Raw genomic sequence first — 21,086 nt, 5'->3', positions numbered from 1 at the left:
GTTGATACCGGGAGGGCGGGCAGGACTCGGAGGCGGCCAGCAGAACACCTATCAGTCAGCCTGAAGGGTATAGACCGCCTTCCGCTTTCCATATAACGCGATTTTCATAACCTCATTTCCAGCGCTTGCAGCCTCTGCAACCTTGATGAGCTTGACCATGCTGTTGACCGTGCTCGTCTTGGACTGGTACTTGAACCGTTCGATTTCGGCCACGGAGCAGGCACGGTAGGCCGTTCGGATCACCCCGGATCTCTCTAGAAGGTCGATCTTTTCGGGCGAAATCCATGAGATCAGCTCAGTGATTTTGCTGATTTTCTCGTGCAGGTGGGCCACTGCTTGGTGTTCATCATTGACGTTGAAGCGCTTCCAAGCGGGTTCGTGGTGGAACACTCGATTTCGGAACTTCCGTACCAGCGCAACCTGATCCTTGCACCCGGCCAGCATGGCGCTCGCCTGACTCGTTGGCCACTGGCCCTTGAAAACCCGCCCAAGATTCTTCGGCCAGATAAGGTTGTTACCCATATATTCGTTGTCCAGAACGAATTCCCACGTGGAAAATTCCGTTTTGGATACGACCTCTTGGTGGTCTGGCTGCCCACTGACCTGCCGGCTTTTGCGCTCGTACCAGGCGGTGTTGAAGGCTGACCCGAAATTTTTAGTCAGTTTCGCGACCGCATCGGGCACCTGGCCTCCGGGAGTAAAGCTCTTGTACTTAAGCGTCTTTGCCTTCCACCAAAATTTCCCAAGATCAGCCGTCAGGGCGGTGTCAATCGAGTTCCGTAACGTGACCTCCGCCGCGCTGAGCAGGGGGTAGAGAACCCCACAAACGTGCGAGTTCCACAGGTAGGCCCCCACTAGCTCAGCGTCATTGCTGGTCGAAAATACCTTGCTGTAACTGGCGATTCGGTGAGAGCTGATGAGGTGGTCGATCAGCTGGGGTCTATACTGGATGGTGTGAGGCATGCTCGGCTTCCTACTGGCCAGGTGCCTGTATAAAGGGGGTTGACATCAGTGTCAACCGCTCGTAGGATTGAGAAACGGTTGGCATTGAGCTCCAATGAGCGAAAGCTTACGACTCCTTGCAAAGACCACGAAACACCCGCCCCGGCCTCGAGCCGGGGTTTTCGTTTCTGGAATATAAGTACTCATTTCACCCCCTCGTACACGTCGCCTCCCCCGTTATCATCCCGCTTCCAAACCGCCATTCCTGCACCTAAAAAGCGCCCTAAATCGTTCACGTATTCCTTGCTAGTCAGCCGTTAGGCTACCATCGACCTGCCACCATATAGCCATCACTTCGTAACGCTCGTTTAGGCCTTCAGGCTCAGAACTGGTTGATCAGAGGGAACTCATGCCGAACATTTGGCTCAAGCTGTCGGGCGTTCTCGGAGCCTGGTTCGTCTCCGCGGTTGTCCTGCTCATTGCTCCGATCCTGTTCTTTCCCTTCACTCTTATTGGCTGGCTGGCATTCGGATTTGCTTCGCCGGCAGCCGTCTACTTCTTCATCTACGACAAAGATCACATGGCCGTCGTAGGCGTGCTCCTGATGCTGCTCCTGGCTTGGAAGGAGGGCTTCAAGGCATCGCTGAGCGACGCTGCTGCCTTGGCAAAATACGAATACGAGACGGATAACCCAGGATGGCTCGAGCGCTACTACCTTCGTCGAAACCGAGACCTGGTCGAGGCCTACTGGCGGGTCTACAACTTCGAGGTGGCAGAGGACTCGCTGGAGGAGTACCTGAAGAAATACATGCCTGAGGTTTACAGGCACCACACACAGGGGCTGTCATTCCTGCCCGATTGGCCGATCTTTCAGCATGTCAGTGGACACGTTCGAAGCGGTCACATCCGAAACACCCGCAATGGCCCCGTGGCGGTGAGATCGCACCATGTCTCCGGCCATACCAGGACTAGGCGCCGATGAGCCGCAGGCGGCAGAAATGCCAATCGTGGCCTTCGTCACTACCCCTCAATTAAAATCATATTTGAGAACTAGAAGAAGGACTTTCGATGTCTTCCAATAAATTCATCCTAGAGCGTTCACTGCTCCGCCGTGCCGATATCCTTCTGACCGGTGATAAGAGCCTCACCAGTCTGGGGATCCGAGCCGCCACCGCAAGCAGATACTCTCATGCTGCCCTTTACATCGGAGGAACCACAATCGAAGCTACTCTCGATGGTGTGTTTTCCAAAAGTCCACAGCGCCTGATCTTTGACAAAGCAACTGATATTCTTGTACTACGCGCCAAACGGCCACTTTCCGAAGAAGAGGTAAACGCTATATGCGACTATGCACAATCGAAGGTTGGAAGTCTTTACTCGGTCAATGAGGCAATCACGGTAAGAGCGAGATCGCTACTGCGGCACAAGGAAAGTGAACGACAGTTCTGTTCTCGCTTGGTAGCTAAGTCCTTTGAACACGCAAACTTCAATCTCATCAATTTGAGAAATCCCGCGTTCTGCACTCCGAGACAACTCTCGCTGTGTCAAGCCTTTGAGCCCGTTCCAGGGGTGGTTAGGCCTGCTAGCGAAGCAGAGGTTACCTTCGCGATGACGGAGGATCCAAACCAGACGCATCAGCGGCAAACCTATGACTGGCTAGGCAAGGTCAGACATCTAGTAGGTGAGAATGAGGAACTGGCTAAAAAATGGGATATCCAAGCGCTTGATGATGTCAACAGCTTCCTGCTTGCTCACCCAGAGTACGACCAACAAATATCTGAATTCATGCAGAGCAGCGGTTATCTTGAATTCTACAAAATAGAATCAATAAACAACCCGCATCGATACAGCAGCAAACTCCTCATACATCAACTTAGGCAAATTGAAGATCCTGGCGACTATATCGACGACGAGCTTGAAAAGGAGCCTGGCCTTTTCCGAAGGTTTGGAACAATGCAATATCAGCTTTCGCAGCTATATAAAGAAAAAAATCTTAATTTTTTCTGGCTACAGATAAGACTCTACAACAATATGCTTAAGGAAATCCTTATCCGAGTATCGGTAATTCGGGACACTTACCTTAGTCTTAGAATGCCGGAAGAGGCCCAAAATCTGAATTCAACCATTGAGACCGTTGCATCTGTGGTTCGCCAAGGGCAAGAGTTGTTGGATGGACATCGCCCAATCTGAATAAGATCACAGGGGTTGCGCTGATAGGGATGCTACGAAAGCAGACACTTGGATGCGCCACCTATCAGCATGTAGCCTCTACACGAATGCCGATGGGGTGACGCCGCCCTTCCGAGAACCTGGAATCGCCAAAAGGAATGGCAGCCTATTTATCCTCAGCGCTTAACTTTAGCAAGCGTATCTACGACTTTTTCCAAGAGCTCAAGTTCACCCTTCTCCAGCTTTCTGGCTTCAAGGATCTCTGTAGACTGATCTTTCTCAAGTGCGGAAATCTTTGAGAAATAGCAGTCGCTTTTCAGAAGCTCCATCAAATTGATCTTCGGCTCGGATTCAGCTGAGAGTATGAGCAGCGCGCTGACTTCCTCCCGCCTTCTTGCGATCGACTCGTAATACCTAAACTCATCCATAGCCGATCGATACTGCCTCAAGAAAAAGAAAGCAACAAACTCAATAAAGAACAGTATCCCGAACTTTGGCGCCAAAAGCAGCAGCTTATCGATCAGCTGACCCGGCTCATTTAAAACGGGCGTCTGGATATAGAAAAAAGCAAGGCCGGAAAATGCCACCAATATACCGAGAAGTAGATATACGCCAGCACGCCCATAAATGCTTCTGGCCAAATTGCGGGAATTTTCAGCCTGATCAAACAGGAGATCCGCTCCGCTTGCAACGCGAGAACGCTTTGCATGGCTACCGTCTAAACCATCCCCAACCCTTGGTGGGACATTATGTTCTAGACTGGCAGATGCCTGATGGAAAGCCTTACCTTTCAGCAAAAACTCCAAAGGAAAGCTTGAGAATATTTGCCTAAAGAATATTGGAAAAAGGATAAATAGCGTAGAAACAATAATTAATCCAAAATTTTCCTGAAGAGAATAATCAATAGCTCTGTACCCGTAAACATATGTCTGACGGAAGAACAAAAGTAATGGCACAACCATCCAGATAAGCATCTCGACAGACTGCGGAGGCGACCAAAGAAATTTTAGAAATTTAACCGGCTTATTCATTCACACTGGCTCAGACAATGAAAGCACTAAATATCCTCAAAGGGATCAATATCCTCAAAGGGATCCTCTAGCGTATTTGATAAGTAATTTCACGAACATAGCTTAATGACATCATCGCAGACAATCTATTCTGAATAGCCCCGGGTTTCGTGGAGGCCTCAACTCTTGAGAAGATGAGGCCATGAGAAAGACTACGACCTACTCCCCTGAAGTCCGTGAACGTGCCGTGCGCATGGTTCTGGAACACCTGAATGACTACCCCTCCGAGTGGGCGGCCATTGAGGCCATTGCCCCGAAGATTGGCTGTGCCGCGCAAACCCTGCATGGCTGGATTCGTCGCCAGCAGACAGATGTGGGGCAGCGCCCCGGTCAGACTAGTGAAGAGCGTGAGCGCATCAAGGCCCTGGAGCGAGAGAATCGCGAGCTGCGCAAAGCCAACGAGATCCTGCGCCTGGCCAGTGCGTATTTTGCCCAGGCGGAGCTCGACCGCCGCACCAAGTCCTGAGGGCATTCGTCGATCAGCATCGTGACCGTCTCGGGGTCGAGTCGATTTACCGTGTCTTGCAAATCGCCCCGTCCGGTTACCGCAGGCACGCGGCACAGCAACGCAACCCGGCACTACGCTGCTGCCGTGCTAAGCGTGATGACGCGTTGACCCTGGAAGTCCAGCGGGTGTGGGACACCAACATGCAGTGCTATGGCGCAGTGAAAGTCTGGAAGCAACTCAGGCGAGAAGGTATCGAGGCGGCCAGATGTACGGTAGAGCGGTTGATGCGTCGGGCTGGATTGCAGGGCATCAGGCGCGGCCAGATCCTGCGCACAACGGTGGCCGGCGACAAGTCGCTCTGCCTGCTGGATCGCGTGCAGCGCCAATTCCATGCCGACCGCCCAAATCAGCTGTGGGTATCGGACTTCACGTATGTGTCGACCTGGCAGGGCTGGCTGTATGTGGCGTTCGTGATCGACGTCTTTGCACGCCGTATCGTCGGCTGGCGAGTCAGTACCAGCATGAAGACCGACTTCGTGCTGGATGCCCTGGAGCAAGCCCTGTATGCCCGCCAGCCACATCGTACGGGTGGCCTGATCCATCACAGCGACCGTGGCAGCCAGTACGTCTCGATCCGCTATACCGAGCGACTGGCAGAGGCCGGCATTGAACCTTCAGTTGGCAGCAAGGGCGACAGCTATGACAACGCCCTGGCTGAGACTATCAACGGGCTGTACAAGGCCGAGCTGATCTACCGCCAGTCGTGGAAGAGCCGCGAGGCTGTTGAGATGGCGACCTTGAAATGGGTGCACTGGTACAACCACCAGCGGTTGCTGAGCTCAATCGGCTATATCCCGCCTGCGGAGGCTGAGGCAAACTTCCACCAGCAACAAGCAGGTCAGGCCATTGCGGCCTGACTTAAACGAAACGGCCTCCACGAAACCCGGGGCGATTCAGGTTGTATTTTTCAAGGCTGGAGGCACCGGGATTGGTGGCCGTATCGGGCTCGATGACGACCTTGCCCAAAATCACCTCAACGAGCGTGGCCAGGGTTTTGCGCTGAGCCTTGGCTTCAGCAGTGAGGATCTGAACGGCCATGGTTTCACGCAGATCCGGGAGTGCTTCGCCAGCCTCCAATGCCTCCGCTTCTGTAAGCGCTTGTACCTGCTCAAGCACTTCAGGTCGTGAGGCAGCGAACACCATGAATGCCAACATCGTGTCGTCCATCGCCCCGCCCCTCGTTTAATCGGCCTGGCTCTTGTGGCACGGGCTCAGATCGTTCGATACCGGTGTGATCAGGAATGTTCAGCTTGAAATGGTGGCGTCGAGAATGAGTTTTAAGTACCACCGGACTTGTTGGGCTGAACTTTGCCATCTGTCCTGGCTTCCCCTGCATACCTACCACGGAAAAACGCCTGCAGGAGCTTACCCTCATGAGAGCGCTCACCTACCACGGAGCACACGACGTCAGGGTCGATAACGTCCCCGATCCCATCATCGAGCACGAAGACGACATCATCCTCAGGGTCACCGCCACGGCCATTTGTGGCTCTGACCTGCACCTCTACCGAGGCAAAATTCCAGAAACCGAAGCGGGTGATATCTTCGGCCATGAGTTCATGGGCATCGTCGAAGATACTGGCAGTGCCGTCACCAATCTGCAGATCGGCGACCGCGTAGTGATTCCCTTTGTGATCGCTTGCGGCAGTTGCTTCTTCTGTCAGCACGATCTGTTTGCTGCCTGTGAAACCACCAACACAGGTCGTGGTGCGATCATCAACAAGAAGGGGATTCCCCCAGGCGCCGCGCTGTTTGGATATAGCCATCTCTATGGCGGTATCCCTGGCGGCCAGGCGGATTACGTGAGGGTGCCCAAGGGCAACGTCGGCCCGTTCAAAGTGCCCACCGAGCTGGCCGATGACAAGGTACTGTTTCTCTCGGACATCCTGCCGACCGCGTGGCAGGCGGTCATCAATGCCGAAATAGGCCAAGGGTCATCGGTGGCGATCTACGGCGCCGGGCCGGTGGGCTTGCTGAGCGCCGCCTGTGCGCGAATGCTCGGTGCCCAGACCATCTTCATGGTCGATGACAACGGCTACCGCCTGGCTTACGCCCGCGAGGCTTACGGCGTCATACCCATCAACTTCGAGCAGGACGACGATCCAGCCGACAGCATCATCCGTCAGACTCCAGGCATGCGCGGGGTCGATGCGGTGATCGATGCGGTCGGATTCGAGGCCAAAGGCAGCACTGCCGAAACGGTAATGACGGCGCTGAAGATCGAAGGCAGCAGCGGCAAGGCGCTGCGCCAGAGCATTGCTGCAGTGCGTCGTGGTGGCGTTGTCAGCGTCCCCGGTGTGTACGCCGGCTTCATCCACGCGTTCATGTTCGGCGATGCCTTCGACAAAGGCCTTACCTTCAAGATGGGCCAGACCCATGTGCAGAAATATTTGCCTGAACTTCTTGAACACATCGAGGCAGGACGCCTGCAACCAGAGCTGATCGTCACCCACCGCCTGGCCCTCGAAGAAGCGGCCATGGGCTACAAAATGTTCGATCAGAAGCAGGACAACTGTCGCAAGGTCATCCTCGTGCCAGGCGCGGCAGCGGGCGCCTTGGGCCCTGACTTCGTGTAGAGGAGTCAAGCACATGAACGGTATCGCCAGCTACTTCTGGATTGCCGTCGCGGCAATCCTTTTACTGATCGATCTGTGGGCCATCGTCAGCGTCTTCAGAAGCGACAAGTCAGATGCAGTCAAAGCGGCCTGGGCTCTGCTGATACTCGCGCTACCGCTGGTTGGCCTGGGTATCTGGGGCGTTGCCGGCCCGCGAGGCATCAAGCGAGGCACCGGGCCCACTTCCGATGAGCACAGCAAAGGCTGACATTTCCGAGCTCCACTTACAGGGGTTTCAACATGATCAATCAAGCGACAGGCATGAAATCAGGCAAACGCTATCGCGTGGAAAACGTGGAGCGCGCTCATCAGTTCCCCGGCTTCTTTCAAGACGGGAAGTATTATCTCGGCCCTGAGCTTCTCACCGCCGTGGGCTGGCTCGAAGGTACGCGCTTCATCTACGACAGCCTGGATGCCGAAGGTGAGCCCGTATTTCCAAACCGGGAGGCAGGCACGGTGGAAGGGCTGACGTTGACCCTGATCGATGGCACCTCTCTTGAGCTCTCGCGGATCGAGGCCAGCGAAACCGTTGCCCCCCTTGACCCCAGCGCCTCGGGTGCGCAACGAGAAGCGCCTGTCCGTGGCGCTCCGCTCAAAGGGCCTCTGCGCGGCAAGGTCGTGGTCATCACCGGCGCATCCAGCGGCATAGGCCGAGCAGCCGCGCATGCCTTTGCGTGCAAAGGTGCTCGCCTGGTACTCGCCGCACGCGACGAAGAGGCGTTGTTCGACGTACTGGATGAATGCACCGATTGCGGTACGGACGCCATAGCGATCACGACCGACGTTACCCACAGCGACCAGGTTCAAGCGCTTGCCGTTCAGGCCGCAGACTTTGGACATGGACGGATCGATATCTGGGTCAACAATGCCGGGGTCGGCGCGGTCGGCAATTTCGAAGAAACGCCGTTGGAGGCGCACGAGCAGGTCATCCAGACTGACCTGATCGGTTACCTGCGAGGTGCCTACGTCGCCCTTCCCTACTTCAAGGCTCAGGGTAACGGCACGCTCATCAACACGCTGTCGCTGGGCAGCTGGGTGGCCCAGCCCTACGCCGCCGCTTATTCGGCGAGCAAATTCGGCTTACGTGGACTGACCGAGGCATTGCGAGGCGAGCTGACTGAATATCCCAACATCCATGTCTGCGATATCTATCCAGCAGTCATGGACACACCTGGCTTCCGAGACGGTGGCAACTACACCGGACATACGCTGACACCGCCAGGCCCCGTATACGATCCCGAGATGGTGGCAAAGGCTATGGTGGCCTGCGCAATCTCGCCTCGGGCTCACACCACCGTTGGCGCTGCAGCGCGCATCGCGCATTTGGCCAGCTACCTGATACCAGGGCTGCCTCTGTTGTCAGGGAAGCTGACGCGCTGGGGGATAAATCGCAGCCCCGTAGCCGGAGCATCATCAGGCAACCTCTTCGAGCCTCCAAGTGGCAGGAGAGGTATCGACGGAGGTTGGAGGAAGTCAAAAGATAAAACGCCCCTACTGATCGGCGCAGCGGCGCTGGGAATCCTTGTGGGTTTTACACTCTCACATTCACGACGCAGGGATAGATAGAGAAGGCCTGCTTACAGAGGAATGAGCGTGGTTTCATTGCGAGATCACGTTCGATCCCTACTCTGCTGACGAGCTCGTGGGTTTAACCGGGTGATAGTCCTCCCCTGCTACCGCTCTCAGGTAAGCAACGTCAGCCTCCAGACGAAGATCGCGCCATTCCTGCCAGCAGATAATCCCTCGACGATCCATCTCATCGGCCTGGCGAAGCAGTTCCTCGTGATAGTCGTCAGGCGAGTCCATGCGCAATGCCCTGTCTTCAAGCATCCGATACCAAACCGCCAAACAATTGAGCTTCAGCAATTGGGCGGCAGACAGGTTTTTCTCGAGCGTTCGCATCAGGAGGCCTCATACGCTGATGGAGGGTTGAGTCACGCAGATTGCAGAGGTTCAGTAGGGCGGTGTCAGCGGCATGGATGCGTCCAGATGGTCGCCCCCGTTATAGATCCGCTCACGGATGGGAATGTATGGCACTGACTCAAGCTGGAGTGAATTTCTTGAACGCTAGCGATGTCGTAGTGATGGCGCGCTGCTACGTCTTGCTGGAAGAAAGCAAGCAGACCTGGATGTCCCTCCCTTCCTGCAGCCGCATGTCCGAGTACACATATGAAAGAGCTGCTTTCCGCTGCGAAGATAATTCGCCCAACTGTTCTCATCGTTGAGGACGAACCCATGATTCGAGAGCTTTTGACCCTGTACCTGGAAGAATGGGGGGCCATGGTGACAGCGGTGGCGACTGCCGATGACGGTAATGAGGCGTTGAGGAAGCAAGATTGGACGCTGCTGATAACGGATGTACAAACGCCTGGTTTACTCAATGGGGTTGATCTTGCCTGGATGGCAAGCCAGCAAAAACCTCAGACGCGCATCATTGTCATGAGCGGATACTACGAATTTGCAGGGAGAGTGTTGCCGCCAGGTGCGGAGTTCCTTCCTAAGCCGTGGCCAATAACCCAGCTCCAGGAACTGCTCTGCGCTCAGCTAAACCACGCCGACGGGGGTGGGAGGTCGGCGTCTGCCAAGCTTGATCTTTCCCAAACGTTCGCGAACAAAGCTTAAGGACGCCACACACGCCTGCACCGGTTCTTTCGCGCAACCCGTCGGCCTTGGCCAAAACCCACTGAGTAAACACCCCGCCCCAGGACGTCCGAGTTGAACACAGACTTTCCTGTGTGACGACATGAGGTGAAAGATCATGGCTAACAACCAAACCAATCGTGGCCATCAAGGTGGTACTGCTCAGAACAATCCTGGCAATTTTGCCAATGATCGCGAGAAAGCGTCGGAGGCAGGTCGCAAAGGCGGGCAGAGCTCAGGCGGCAACTTTGCCAACGACCGTGAGCGTGCCTCGGAGGCTGGCCGTAAAGGCGGGCAGAGCTCAGGCGGCAACTTTGCCAACGACCGTGAGCGTGCCTCGGAGGCTGGCCGTAAAGGCGGGCAAAACAGCCACGGCGGCGGTCGCGGTAGCGAGAACCGTTAACTTGAAATGAGCCAGGCCGGGGTGCATGGCACTCTGGCCACTTTTAGAGAAAATGAAAGCGGTGTTAAGAAGACAGCGAAATGGGCAACAAGGGTTTGCCTCTCGCTCGAAGACGACCACCAACGAACACCAGCGCCAATGACGCTGCCGCTAGCAACAGGCTCACCCCTAGCATCTCGCTAGTGAGGTTGTGAAACCCTGAAACCGCAACGCCGATTATGGCTAACATTCCTGAAAGCCCAGCGTAACCTACCGCAGTCATCAGCCATCCCCAGTTACGCATACCCTACTCCTCCAATGATGATCCCAGGTCTCGAATCAGCCTCATTACGACCATACGCATTTGGCTAAGTGCCATCGGTGTGTGCAGGCGCGCCTAAAGTTTGAAGCGTACATGGATACAGCTTTTACTATCCTGCCGATCAACCTCCACTGCCGCGCTACCGTAACCGGAATAGCTTTTGACCAATCGCATGCCAAGCCCCGTACCTGTCGGCTTTGGATAATTATCAGGGAAGCCGTCGCCCTCATCCCTGACGGTGAGTAGCGCATGGTCGCCGGCATGCTTGACGGCCACCTCAATGTTGCCCTTACCATACTTGAGGGCATTGGTGATCAGTTCAGAAATTACCAGTCCCAGGGGCGCCATTCTTTCTGAAGGCAATACGAACTCGTCAGCGTCCAGCACAATTTTGCGCTCGGCTAAGGCTCTGCCCAGATCCCCCAACAGAGCAGTGAGGTAATCACGCGCACGAAGTTCTTGATCTTCGGCAGCCTGGTACAGCCGCTCGTGAACCGTGGCAATGGTCACTACTCGGCCTGCAGCGGTTTCAAGCTGCAATTTAACCGCTGCATCGGGCGTGAGATTGGCCTGTAGCAACAGCAGTGTGTTTACCAGGTGAAGGCTGTTCTTGACGCGATGGTGGATCTCTTCGAGATAGAGGTCGCTTCGGTTCTGCTTGCTATTCTGAGCCTCGATGAGCGACAGCAATTGAGCCTCATATTGATGACGCTCGGTGATATCTCGCGATACGGCAATCATTCGCTCGACCTTGCCGTCCGCTCCGAGGATCGGCGCCACCGTCACGTCCCACCATTTGGGTTCATCGGGAGCGATTGGGCAGTACGATTCGAACCTCATGGTTTCGCCAGCGCTGACTTTAGCTACCGCCTCCCAAACAAATGATCGCGACTCCTCAGGCCACAAGTCATACCATCGCTGACCTTTAACAGTGGTCAGTTGGGTATCCAGGAATGTCAGCCCGGCTTCATTCATGAACTCGATCTCGCCGTTCGGGGCCAAGATATCCACCCAGTCAGGGCTTGCGTTCAGAATGGTCTCGGAATAAGGGTCGGGAACTGGAACATCCACGCCTGCAGATATTCTTTCGACAGCCATGGAAATGACGTTCGAGATGCCTTCCAGAAATACCAGATCGCTCTCTACAAAATCGTCCCCGTTGCTGCTGTCGGCTTCCAGTACACCAAACGGGCTGAGCAAACCCCGGATCGGGACATTGATGGCCCGCTCGATTCCATATTTTTTCAGCAGTTCCGGCGTTCGAAAGCGGTTTTCCATACCCAAATGATTCGAGAGTACGGGCCTGTAGGTGGCCAATGCATAGCCTGCGGGACTAGCCACATCGCCGCCCACGGTTGCCCGCCCGATGTCAGAAGCATCCCAGCCAACGCCGTGGGTCAGAACAAACCCTTCCCCTTCCCCGTCCTCTGCTGGCTGGAGCACCTTGGAAAAACGAGTGCTCATCCCTTCAGCGACTACTTCACATGCACGGGTCAGCAACAGATCCAAGTCCGCAGCCTTCAGGGACATTACGCCAAACTCGACCACGAGCTCATGTTGGCGGTGCAAGCGCGCATGAGTCTTCTTCAATGCCGCTCGGATGGTTTCGTCCACTGGTAGCTGCTGCATAGTCTTCCCTTCCGCAATAACGGGAAACGCCCAGAATCCTTTCAGAGCGTACAGTCGTTTCGCTTACCGCTTTCCTACCATAGCCGCTAATTCATGACGGCGCCTAGGGCACCACTCATCGCCCAGGAGCAACGGCGTAGAGGCCCAGAGCCCTAATGCATATGACCCGCGAGCAAACCTTACATGCCGAAAACCATCCTCATTGTGGAAGACGACGACCTCCTGAGAGACCTAACTGCCGAGAGCCTCTCGTCACTCTACGCCGTTGCTATGACGTGCTGCGCAAATGCTGACGAGGCGTTGCATTACCTTTGCAATAAGGATGTCCCTAGCTTGGTGATGACCGATATTCATATGCCTGGAAGCATGGACGGTTTAGGCCTTGCACACGAGATTTGGCGTCGATGGCCTACCCTGCCAGTGATTCTGACTTCGGGCGACGCAGTAATCGACACCGGTTTGCTGCCTGCTCGGACAGCATTTCTCCCCAAACCTTGGGAGATTTCTGATCTCGCCTCGCTGATCAACAAATTAGTAACGCTCCCGCCGCAAGTAGAAGCTTGATCCAAAGAACGCTGCCTACCCCTTCCATGCTTCGTATTTGGCTAGCAGCGGTTGAACGCTCAATCCATGTAGCAGAATGCTCAACGCCACCACCGACAAAACCAAGCTAATGCTCTGTGCGGCCAAGGTGGGAAGCAGCCCATGATTGAGGGCATAGAACAGGTAGTAGAAGCTGCCGATACCTCGGATGCCAAACCACCCCAGAAGCCCGCGCTGACGGATATCCAGCATTCCCCGAGCCGGGAAAAGCAGAATGCTGACGGGGCGAATGACAAAGAACAAGGCGCCGGCTACCAGCACTGCCCGCCAGTCCCAATGTTCAATGAGCACTACCCCGAGCATGGTGACGAGAAACACTTCCAGTGCCCGCTCGATCAAGCTACCGAATGCCAGCATGTCCCCCAACATTATCCCCGCTGCCACCTGTGAGTCATCGAGCCCTTCCACATCACCTTTGACGGCCAGCTCCGGCGCGACATGCTGGTGTCCTACCACAGGCTGTACTAGATGCTCGGCAGCTGGATCCTCGGGGCTATTTGAGGTGTGAACCTCCGCCTGGCGCAAACCGAGGCCCGCAGCGAACACCGCGAGAAACCCATAGGCCTGAATAGTCTCGGCGCTCACATAAGCCAGCGCGATCAGGGCAAGGGCGAGATAGTCGTTGGGCGACACGGTGCTGTCGTCGTTGCGCAAACGCAAGAAAAGCGTGAGTTTGCCCAAGCCACGCCCCATCCAATAGCCCAGCAGCAGACCTGCAGTGACTGCCCACAGCATGTCCTTGAGGAGCCAGCTAGAGAACCAGGCTTGCCCGGTATCCTGTTGCAGGAACAGGCCGAGGATGACGAAGGGAAAAGCCACTCCATCGTTGAGCCCTGCCTCACCGGACAGGCTGAAACGGACAGGATCATCGTCCTGGGCATCAACCACCTGTACCAGGGTTGCCAGCACCGGGTCTGTGGGTGCCAGGATAGCTCCAATCAGAACGGACACTCCCCACCCCAGGTGGAGGCCGTAATGCAGCACCAGCGTTACCCCACCGATGCAGAGCAACATCACCGGCCCCGCCAGATAGAAAGCGCTCAACCAGCTGCGGTTGTGCAAGGGCAAGCGCAACTTCAGGCCACTGAAGAACAGCGAAAACAACACCGCGACTTCGGTGAGGTGCTCCATCCAGCCACTCGACTTGCTCAAGTCGAACTGTAGGAAACCCAGGCCCGATGTTCCCAGAGCCATACCTAAGCCAAGGCACACAACGGACGTTGTAACTGGAATCCAGCGCAGGTACGAGGATGAAAGCGAGAGTAGCAGGAGCACTGCACCCAGCATGGCGAACCAGACGATGAAGGTCATCTGCGCAGAAGCCTTGGGAGAATTTTCGATTACTTTTTGACTTTCTGGCTAAACACGTCGTTCCGCTGCACTTACTACGTTCGTCCATCATCACGGCGAAATGTAAAAAAAGATTTCAGCGCTCCTCTGCTGTCAAAACCGATAGGTCGCATTGGAGTTATCGTCATGAAATTCGCCCAGTTCTGCCAATCGCTCGCTAACCACGCCGGTAAACCGAGTACCTTCTTGATCGCCGTGGTACTAATTGCCACATGGGCTGCATCCGGGCCCTGGTTTCACTACAACGACACCTGGCAACTCATCGTTAATACGTCGACCACCATCATCACATTCCTGATGGTTTTCCTGATTCAGAATACCCAGAACCGGGACAACGACATCATCCACGTGAAGCTCGACGAGCTTATCCGTGCTACAAAATCCGCAGAGCAGTCGGTGCTCGATCTTGAAGCACTCGACAATCGAGAAATCCATAAACTTCGCAAGGAATATCAGGCGATGGGCAGCCACTGCGAGACGCCCCACCAAATGTCTAGCGAGCAGCGGGCGGACGATGCAGATCGAGACAACCTGCAGCGCTAAAGAGCGTTATGGTCGGACGATGCGGGCAGAGCTGGCGGAACACTTGCAGAGCTGAGCGCCTGGTTAATAGCTTCAGCGAGCTCGTCAATTGACCATGGTTTGAACAGGTAAGTGACAGGTGGGGTGACCTGCGATGGATCAAGCTGATAGCCCGAGGTGAGAATGGCTGGTAATCTTGGCCACCTTTCGTGGGCCATGGAGATGAATTCCATGCCTTTGATGCTTCCAGGAACACCGTGATCGACGACGATCAACGAACAGTCGCTCCCAAGTCCCATCAAGTGAATCAAAGCGTCTTCGGCGTTATCGAAGGCATCGCAGGCGGCGCCCAATTCGATTAGGATCTCCACAAGCAGGGCTTGAAGCGTTGGATCATCTTCCACAACAACTACTGTCTTCCCTGACAGCGACAAACCCTCGATGTCGAGCTTCATCACCCTCTCCAGTCCATAGTTGAATCATCGAGTGTTTCACTCATCTGTCCATTCGTCGATGGAGGCTAAAAGCCATCCTCTGCTCAATGGCCTTTCAAAACAGTGAAGTGGGCTAGGCCTTCACGCATGAATATCTCCAACGTCTTGGGGCCTATACCCTCGAAGCTCAGTAGCCAGCGCTTGAAGCTTTCGTCACCTGGGTCTTCCCGCAGCGTCTTCAGTTGACCACCCAGTTCCGCATCTACCTTCTTGCCAAGGGTATGCAATCGTCGGGCAGTAGATTCATCGTAGCGCGCATATCCAGCCTGGCCGAGGAACCTCACAAGCGTCGCATGAGTAGCCTGCGAAAGCTTAAACGGCGTATCTAGTCCCTGCTCATTGGCAAGTATCCGGTACGCCCTCAGGGCGACTGTAGATCGGATGCGCTTGCCCATGAGAAAGCTGGCCAGCAACCACCTAAACACTCCCCCGACATCCGTCACTTCGATGCCGAGGTCAGAGGCAGTTACGGTCTTCAACCTTCACTACGGCGCGGGTCAGCAGATCGGGGGTAGGTGCGCTCCTCTTCGATAGTGCCATCCGCCTTATGGATCTTCACCGATGCCGTCTTGCCATCAAAGAAATCTGCGAGGGCGCTGACCAATTCATGCTTAGTCGCCGCTCGCTTGGAGGCGCGTTCAGCACCGGCTTTCTTCAATTCCCATCCATTTGCTGTAGGGCTGAGGTGGTAGTTGTCCATCGTGTGCTCCTCCTAGCTTAAAGGGATTGGCCGTCATCCTCGATGTCTTCCTCTGCCTCGGCTGCCTCAGTGGCATCAGCGTCATTCAAAGGAGGCGACGTGGGCTTTTCCGGATCATTAATGAAAGGTAAGTCGCTTGGGCCTTTCTCTTCAGAGCCTTCGGTTTTAGGCTGCATGGCAACACCTCCAGGCACGTTGACGGAATGCAGGTCTCAGGCCCCTTAGGTAGCACCTGAGAATTTGCCGACATCGATAGGTTGCGGAACGAATTCGGGGCCCTCGCCAGCCAGCCTCCACTTCACCTTGGCAACGCCATAACGCTCAGCCATCGGGCGACTGACCAGCTTGATGTTCTGCTGACTGAATCGCGGGATGATGCCAACACCGGCATCGCAACTGGCCCAGTGCCACGCGACGCCGTTGTCCATCTTCTCCAGACGGATGATGAATGTCCGAGGCTCACCGTGAAGCTCGTACTCAATGACATAGAGTTGCTGTCCGACCACCAGAATTCCCTCCCTAGCTCATGCGATATTGAGCAAGCACAGGAGAAAAAAATTCCATCGAAATCGCTGGTGGGTAAGGCATGCTTGCGATTCGGGCTATGTGTCTTGTGTACCTGTAAGGAATTCGAACAAGGTCTCAGCGCAGGCCGTAATCCCCTCCCGAAGCACCATCTCGAAGCCATGGGTATTTTCGGTCGGTATCGCAATGCAACCGGCCCGGGCATCGATCCCCGCACTCAATACCGCACTTGCATCCGACGCAAAATCGACGAGCAATGCCGCTTGGGGCTCATAACCGGCCTTTCGGCCAGCGGCGATCAGGCCCTGCACCACGGTGCGGCTGTAGTATCCCTTCTGGTCGCCGGTATTGATGATCGGGTTGGCCGAAAGCTCCGTGCCATATTCCTCAAGTACAGGGCCGACCTCGACCGCGATTGTGGTGTCGCCGGGCAGCCGGGAAGCTGCGTACATAGCGCCGGCATTCGACTCTTCCTCCAGCGTCGTAAGCACGAACCAGACGTCCTGCTTCAGTTTTTCTCGCCGTTCGTTCAGCAGCTTCGCGCAGAGAATGACAGCGCTCAGCGGAGCTCGGTCGTCGAGGAAGTGAGCCGCGATACAGTCATGTACCTTGAAAGGCTTACGCCAGTGCTGGCTGAGCACGACTCGAGTACCAGGCCGAACGCCCAGCTCCTGAAGTTCCGACTTGCTCTTGCGCGTGACGATGTAGACATCTTTCCACTGAACATTACCTGCCAGCACGTCTCTTCCATTCGAAGTCCGACCGCTGTTGTGCATTGAGCCGTAGGATAAAACACCCGGCAGGATGTGTTCATCGCCCAGGATATCGACAGGGCAGACGCCGAAGCTTATCGGTTGTGAACCCCCTAGAGCGAGCACCTCCAGGGTGCCGTTCTCCAGCACATTCTTGACGATCATCGCGATCTCATCGAGGTGGGCCATAACGCGTATCGCTGCCTCTGGGCTACCAGCGCGGCCACCACGAATGACCCCCACCACGTTGCCAGCAGGGTCGATGTGCGTGTCATCACAGAATAGGCGCAGCTCGCGCAGACAAATGGCCCGTACTTCATCTTCTTGTCCGCCCGGCCCTCGGGCATTAAGGAGCTCGGTCAGTAATGCCTCAATCTTCAAAACGTTACCTCCATGTTTGCACGCAAACGCGTTCAGGCCAGCTGGATGTACACCGAGTAGCTACCCAATAGCACCCAGAACACCAGAAAGATCCACGGCGTCCGTAGCGAGAACAGCAGTGATTTTCGATGCCCTGCACGCGAGGTTTCCGCCTCACAGAACAGCGGCGACTCGTCGTAAGCCAACCCCATTAACGGCTCGCTGCGCAGCAGGTGGCTCTGCTTGAGCTGCCAGTGATCGATGATGTTGTAGGCCGCCCGGATTCCAGGCCAGGCGTTGAGCGAGCTCAGCACCCCGAGCAAGGCGAGGAACGCGGGCACGATCAGGGTGAACATTTCGCCCCATCCTTGATTGAGGTTTCCCATGGAGGAGACGAAGGCGATGACCAGGAATGACTGCGCCGCCAGGTAGGCGTCCGTGCGGTTGGCGAGGATGCTGGTTTCGTACTGGATCTCACGCCGGTAAAAGTCCAGACGCTCCTTGGGAGAGCCAAACATCCTGGCATTGTGCTCGCTGATCTCGTGCTCAGGGGTCGCTGGGGTAATGATTCGAGGCACTCGCTACTCCGGGAATTGGGCTCCGAGCGAAGAGATGAGACTGGAGCTGAGTCCGGTAGAACAGGCGATGGGGCATGGAATTCAATTGGATTGATATCCCGCACCGCTCGTCGTACCAACCGCAGATTGAAACCAACACGCGGAGGCCAGGCTTTTCGAACCGGTATGAACGTTCTCAACTGCAGGAGCTTCTACCATGCGAGACTTCCCCACCCCACCCTTCCCTTCGCAGCCTCAGAATGTCCCCGGCTCACAGCGCAAGATGGAGCCCTACCCGGATTGTGGTGAGCAATCGTATACCGGCCACAATCGACTCGAAGGCAAGATTGCACTCATCACCGGAGCAGACAGCGGCATCGGGCGGGCAGTAGCGATTGCCTATGCCCGTGAAGGAGCCGACGTCGCCATCGCTTATCTGAATGAGCATGAAGACGCCCAAGAAACCGCGCGCTGGGTTGAGTCCGCAGGCCGTCAATGCCTGCTGTTGCCCGGAGACCTGGCGCAGAAACAGCACTGCTACGACATCGTCGAAAAGACCGTTAGCCAGTTCGGGCGCATCGACATCCTGGTCAACAACGCGGCGTTCCAGATGTCCCACGAGACCTTGGAAGAAATCGACGATGACGAATGGGTGAAGACCTTCGATACCAACATCACCGCGATCTTCAGGATTTGCCAGGCGGCTCTGCCTTCCATGCCCAAGGGAAGCTCGATCATCAATACGAGCTCGGTCAATTCCGACGATCCATCTCCCAGCCTGCTCGCCTATGCCACGACCAAGGGAGCCATTGCCAACTTCACTGCTGGCTTGGCTCAGTTGCTAGCCAAGAAAGGCATCAGGGTCAACAGCGTCGCGCCAGGCCCTATTTGGACGCCTTTGATTCCGGCAACCATGCCGGACGAGGCCGTCAAGAACTTTGGTTCCAGCTACCCGATGGGGCGCCCGGGGCAGCCGGTCGAAGTCGCGCCGATCTACGTGCTGCTGGGCTCCGACGAGGCCAGCTACATCAGTAGCTCACGTTACGCAGTGACTGGCGGTAAACCGATCCTTTAGCGAAAAGAGGCTCGCCGAGTTGGCGAGCCTCAAACCCTTTTCGTGGGCAGTTTCAGCGTTTTTGCTGATCGTGATCACGGGCCGTTTTTTGCGCCGTGGAGTCGTGGGCTGTCCCCGTTGATCCGTCCGGACGATGAGCATCGTTGTCTCGCTCCTCTTCCCCATGCGGCCTCGTCTGCGCACCTGCATTTTGCCTATCGCTCTCATTCTTCATCTTGCTCTCCTACCCTTGTCTTTGAATAAAAGAAGCCAATGTACGAGGCAAAGTTCAGGTCAGGTTCACTCCCCGAGATAGCCGGGCATTAGATGCGATGAACCAAATACCCCAGCATCGCGTCCACCGCAAAACAAGCGAGTCGATTCTGAAATGGAAAACGACCCTGTACTGGCCGCTCTCGGCTATCTCAAAAACAACAAACTGATTTTGAGCACAGCAGAATCGTGCACTGCGGGCTGCCTTGTGGCTTTGTTGGCGGCGGTACCGAGTACCGGCGAGGTGCTGGAAAGCGGCTATGTCGTCTACTCGCCCAGCGCCAAGAAGCGCTTGCTGGGCGTCAGCGCCGAAACCATCGAACGATATGGCCTGACCAGCGAAGCAGTCGCCTGGGAAATGGCCTTGGGCGCCTTGAGAGACAGCGATGCGAACGTGGTGATCGCCACCACCGGGGTAGCCGGGCCGGCACCCGAATCCGGGATACCACCGGGGACGATGTGCTTTGCGTGGGCTTTCGCCGGCGAGCCAATTGCCGTTTTCACGCGCACTCAGCGTTTCTTCGGCGAGCGGCCTGAAGTGATGCGCCAAGGCGCCGTTTTCGGGTTGACCCGGCTTTCCCACTATCACCAGCGCTGGTTACGCGGCGAGCGCGCCTGAGGGCTGTGATCATGTCGGAAGATGATCTGCTATCCAGGCGTCACCCTGTTCATGAAGATATACCGATGCAGCAGCGCGTCTGGCGCTTCGAGCGCGTGGGCTGGTACGTGCTCGTGGCCATCGTATTGCTTGCCTTGGCAGGCCTGTTCGGTAATGGCCCGTTGAGCGATGCCGAGGTGGTGAGCCAGGATGGCCGGGTACGGGTTGAGTACCAGCGCCTCAGCCGAAGCGGCACGACAGACAGTCTATTCATCACCGTTCAGGGTATCCCTGGTCAGCCGGTGGAAGTGCAACTCGAGGGATCATTGCTCCGTGACGCCAGTATCGAGACGTTGCAACCGGAGCCACAACAGTCGATGTCGCATGGCCAGGCCCTGCTGTTCCAATTGGGTACTAAAGAAGATGGGGTCGCCACCTTGTACTTGACCCTTCGAAGTGAGCACGTAGGCACTCTGGAGGGCAGCGTCAGGGCTGGCCCTGAAAGCGCCGTTCACTTCTCCACATTTCTTTACCCCTAGGAGTGCGTCATGGATTCGATCCTCCGCGCAGCCGGAATGTATGTCGCCCTCATGCTGCTGTTTCGCGTTGCCGGGCGGCGCTCGCTGGCCGATTTGACGACCTTCGACTTCGTGTTGTTGCTGATCATCGGGGAAGCCACCCAGCAGGCGCTTCTGGGTGACGATTTTTCATTCACCAATGCCATGCTGGTGATCGCAACGCTGATCGTACTGGACGTCGGCCTTTCACTCGCAAAGCTGAACTCCAAGCCCTTGGCCCGACTTCTGGACGGGCACGCTACCCTGGTTGTTGAGAATGGGCGCTTTCTGCATCACCGCATGCGTCGGGCACGACTCACGGAGGATGATATCCTCGAGTCAGCACGAGACAGCCAAGGCATCGAAAAAATTGAGCAAGTGAAGTTCGCTATCGTCGAACGCAATGGAAAGATTTCAATCATTCCTGCTGAGTAAGACACCAGGCTGCAAGTGGTAGAACCCAC

General features: G+C 55.9%; 27 protein-coding genes and 1 other annotated feature. Of the genes, 14 read left to right on the top strand and 13 right to left on the bottom strand.

Annotated elements, in window-relative coordinates:
* Positions 1–51: 51 nt before the first annotated feature.
* Positions 52–963, bottom strand: coding sequence for a CAAX protease (locus tag BGP85_RS16650; protein ID WP_049275213.1), 912 nt, complete (start codon positions 961–963; stop codon positions 52–54).
* A gap of 388 nt (positions 964–1,351) precedes the next feature.
* Here BGP85_RS16650 and BGP85_RS16645 point away from each other — a divergent pair, with 388 nt between their 5' ends.
* Positions 1,352–1,924 (top strand): hypothetical protein, encoded by a 573-nt coding sequence (locus tag BGP85_RS16645; protein WP_028699935.1) that lies wholly within the window; start codon positions 1,352–1,354, stop codon positions 1,922–1,924.
* An 86-nt stretch (positions 1,925–2,010) separates the two neighbouring features.
* Entirely contained in the window at positions 2,011–3,132 is a 1,122-nt protein-coding gene (locus BGP85_RS16640; RefSeq protein WP_028699936.1) for a YiiX/YebB-like N1pC/P60 family cysteine hydrolase, read from the top strand.
* A gap of 155 nt (positions 3,133–3,287) precedes the next feature.
* On the opposite strand, the gene BGP85_RS16635 is transcribed toward BGP85_RS16640, so the two are convergent.
* A complete protein-coding gene (locus BGP85_RS16635; RefSeq protein WP_049275214.1) occupies positions 3,288–4,142 on the bottom strand; it encodes a hypothetical protein in 855 nt (284 codons plus the stop codon).
* A gap of 181 nt (positions 4,143–4,323) precedes the next feature.
* Between BGP85_RS16635 and BGP85_RS16630 the strand changes: the two genes are divergently transcribed.
* Positions 4,324–5,546 (top strand): IS3 family transposase gene (locus BGP85_RS16630; RefSeq protein ID WP_102689287.1). Its coding sequence is split into 2 segments (ribosomal slippage): positions 4,324–4,609 and positions 4,609–5,546, totalling 1,224 coding nucleotides; the frame shifts between segments, so codons are not numbered across the junction.
* Positions 4,602–4,718, top strand: a sequence feature (AL1L pseudoknot). Its footprint overlaps the gene before it by 117 nt.
* A 1-nt stretch (position 5,547) precedes the next feature.
* Here the strand turns inward: BGP85_RS16630 and BGP85_RS16625 are convergent.
* Positions 5,548–5,856: a hypothetical protein gene (locus BGP85_RS16625; protein ID WP_028699939.1), complete on the bottom strand. Its 309-nt coding sequence runs from the start codon at positions 5,854–5,856 to the stop codon at positions 5,548–5,550.
* 206 nt (positions 5,857–6,062) lie between these two features.
* Here BGP85_RS16625 and BGP85_RS16620 point away from each other — a divergent pair, with 206 nt between their 5' ends.
* Genes BGP85_RS16620 through BGP85_RS16610 form a run of 3 tightly spaced genes read left to right on the top strand, consistent with a single transcriptional unit; the run spans position 6,063 to position 8,870 of the window.
* Positions 6,063–7,265, top strand: coding sequence for a zinc-dependent alcohol dehydrogenase (locus BGP85_RS16620; protein ID WP_028697810.1), 1,203 nt, complete (start codon positions 6,063–6,065; stop codon positions 7,263–7,265).
* A gap of 13 nt (positions 7,266–7,278) precedes the next feature.
* Positions 7,279–7,512 (top strand): PLDc N-terminal domain-containing protein, encoded by a 234-nt coding sequence (locus BGP85_RS16615; protein WP_028697811.1) that lies wholly within the window; start codon positions 7,279–7,281, stop codon positions 7,510–7,512.
* 32 nt (positions 7,513–7,544) lie between these two features.
* The gene (locus BGP85_RS16610) at positions 7,545–8,870 is read left to right on the top strand and encodes an SDR family oxidoreductase (protein WP_102689288.1); all 1,326 of its coding nucleotides are present in this window, start codon (positions 7,545–7,547) and stop codon (positions 8,868–8,870) included.
* Between the two features lie 57 nt (positions 8,871–8,927).
* Here BGP85_RS16610 and BGP85_RS16605 read toward each other — a convergent pair whose 3' ends face one another.
* Entirely contained in the window at positions 8,928–9,206 is a 279-nt protein-coding gene (locus BGP85_RS16605) for a hypothetical protein (protein WP_028697813.1), read from the bottom strand.
* A gap of 267 nt (positions 9,207–9,473) precedes the next feature.
* Here BGP85_RS16605 and BGP85_RS16600 point away from each other — a divergent pair, with 267 nt between their 5' ends.
* Complete coding sequence (locus BGP85_RS16600; RefSeq protein ID WP_009681427.1) at positions 9,474–9,926, top strand: response regulator; 453 nt, start codon at positions 9,474–9,476, stop codon at positions 9,924–9,926.
* A 136-nt stretch (positions 9,927–10,062) separates the two neighbouring features.
* A complete protein-coding gene (locus tag BGP85_RS16595; protein ID WP_028699941.1) occupies positions 10,063–10,347 on the top strand; it encodes a con-10 family general stress protein in 285 nt (94 codons plus the stop codon).
* Positions 10,348–10,723: 376 nt separating this feature from the next.
* On the opposite strand, the gene BGP85_RS16590 is transcribed toward BGP85_RS16595, so the two are convergent.
* Positions 10,724–12,277, bottom strand: coding sequence for a sensor histidine kinase (locus tag BGP85_RS16590; protein WP_028697816.1), 1,554 nt, complete (start codon positions 12,275–12,277; stop codon positions 10,724–10,726).
* A gap of 183 nt (positions 12,278–12,460) precedes the next feature.
* Between BGP85_RS16590 and BGP85_RS16585 the strand changes: the two genes are divergently transcribed.
* Positions 12,461–12,841, top strand: a complete 381-nt coding sequence (locus BGP85_RS16585; protein WP_028697817.1) for a response regulator — start codon at positions 12,461–12,463, stop codon at positions 12,839–12,841.
* Positions 12,842–12,856: 15 nt separating this feature from the next.
* Here BGP85_RS16585 and BGP85_RS16580 read toward each other — a convergent pair whose 3' ends face one another.
* Positions 12,857–14,191, bottom strand: a complete 1,335-nt coding sequence (locus tag BGP85_RS16580) for a cation:proton antiporter (protein WP_103448871.1) — start codon at positions 14,189–14,191, stop codon at positions 12,857–12,859.
* Between the two features lie 165 nt (positions 14,192–14,356).
* On the opposite strand from BGP85_RS16580, the gene BGP85_RS16575 reads away from it, so the two are divergent.
* The gene (locus BGP85_RS16575; protein WP_028697819.1) at positions 14,357–14,773 is read left to right on the top strand and encodes a low affinity iron permease family protein; all 417 of its coding nucleotides are present in this window, start codon (positions 14,357–14,359) and stop codon (positions 14,771–14,773) included.
* Here the strand turns inward: BGP85_RS16575 and BGP85_RS16570 are convergent.
* From BGP85_RS16570 to BGP85_RS16545, 7 genes are all read right to left on the bottom strand, one after another.
* On the bottom strand, positions 14,770–15,207 hold the full coding sequence (locus BGP85_RS16570; RefSeq protein WP_103448870.1) for a response regulator: 438 nt from the start codon (positions 15,205–15,207) through the stop codon (positions 14,770–14,772). The genes BGP85_RS16575 and BGP85_RS16570 overlap by 4 nt on opposite strands.
* Before the next feature lie 83 nt (positions 15,208–15,290).
* Complete coding sequence (locus BGP85_RS16565) at positions 15,291–15,725, bottom strand: DNA methylase (RefSeq protein WP_103448869.1); 435 nt, start codon at positions 15,723–15,725, stop codon at positions 15,291–15,293.
* Positions 15,722–15,946 carry a DUF2188 domain-containing protein gene (locus BGP85_RS16560; protein WP_031325469.1) on the bottom strand — a complete coding sequence of 75 codons (225 nt, stop codon included), beginning with the start codon at positions 15,944–15,946 and terminating at the stop codon, positions 15,722–15,724. The genes BGP85_RS16565 and BGP85_RS16560 overlap by 4 nt, the downstream gene beginning before the upstream one ends.
* Before the next feature lie 17 nt (positions 15,947–15,963).
* Complete coding sequence (locus BGP85_RS28930) at positions 15,964–16,122, bottom strand: hypothetical protein (RefSeq protein ID WP_014859190.1); 159 nt, start codon at positions 16,120–16,122, stop codon at positions 15,964–15,966.
* A gap of 45 nt (positions 16,123–16,167) precedes the next feature.
* Entirely contained in the window at positions 16,168–16,452 is a 285-nt protein-coding gene (locus BGP85_RS16555; protein ID WP_014859191.1) for a DUF6555 family protein, read from the bottom strand.
* Between the two features lie 96 nt (positions 16,453–16,548).
* A complete protein-coding gene (locus tag BGP85_RS16550; RefSeq protein ID WP_103448868.1) occupies positions 16,549–17,604 on the bottom strand; it encodes a peptidase M42 in 1,056 nt (351 codons plus the stop codon).
* A 32-nt stretch (positions 17,605–17,636) separates the two neighbouring features.
* Positions 17,637–18,161, bottom strand: a complete 525-nt coding sequence (locus BGP85_RS16545) for a hypothetical protein (protein WP_004573937.1) — start codon at positions 18,159–18,161, stop codon at positions 17,637–17,639.
* Positions 18,162–18,357: 196 nt separating this feature from the next.
* Between BGP85_RS16545 and BGP85_RS16540 the strand changes: the two genes are divergently transcribed.
* The 4 genes from BGP85_RS16540 to BGP85_RS16525 all read left to right on the top strand — a co-directional run bounded on the left by BGP85_RS16540 (position 18,358) and on the right by BGP85_RS16525 (position 21,057).
* Entirely contained in the window at positions 18,358–19,215 is an 858-nt protein-coding gene (locus BGP85_RS16540) for an SDR family oxidoreductase (RefSeq protein ID WP_103448867.1), read from the top strand.
* Between the two features lie 367 nt (positions 19,216–19,582).
* Positions 19,583–20,086 (top strand): CinA family protein, encoded by a 504-nt coding sequence (locus tag BGP85_RS16535; protein WP_103448866.1) that lies wholly within the window; start codon positions 19,583–19,585, stop codon positions 20,084–20,086.
* Positions 20,087–20,151: 65 nt separating this feature from the next.
* Positions 20,152–20,604, top strand: coding sequence for a hypothetical protein (locus BGP85_RS16530; RefSeq protein WP_103448865.1), 453 nt, complete (start codon positions 20,152–20,154; stop codon positions 20,602–20,604).
* Between the two features lie 9 nt (positions 20,605–20,613).
* Positions 20,614–21,057 (top strand): DUF421 domain-containing protein, encoded by a 444-nt coding sequence (locus BGP85_RS16525; protein ID WP_023662641.1) that lies wholly within the window; start codon positions 20,614–20,616, stop codon positions 21,055–21,057.
* The last annotated feature ends 29 nt before the right edge of the window (positions 21,058–21,086 follow it).

It is taken from the genome of Pseudomonas putida, from assembly GCF_002906855.1.
Lineage (GTDB): Bacteria > Pseudomonadota > Gammaproteobacteria > Pseudomonadales > Pseudomonadaceae > Aquipseudomonas > Aquipseudomonas putida_N.
The sequence above is the reverse complement of the archived record's forward strand: the minus strand, read 5'-3'. Positions and strand labels throughout refer to the sequence as shown.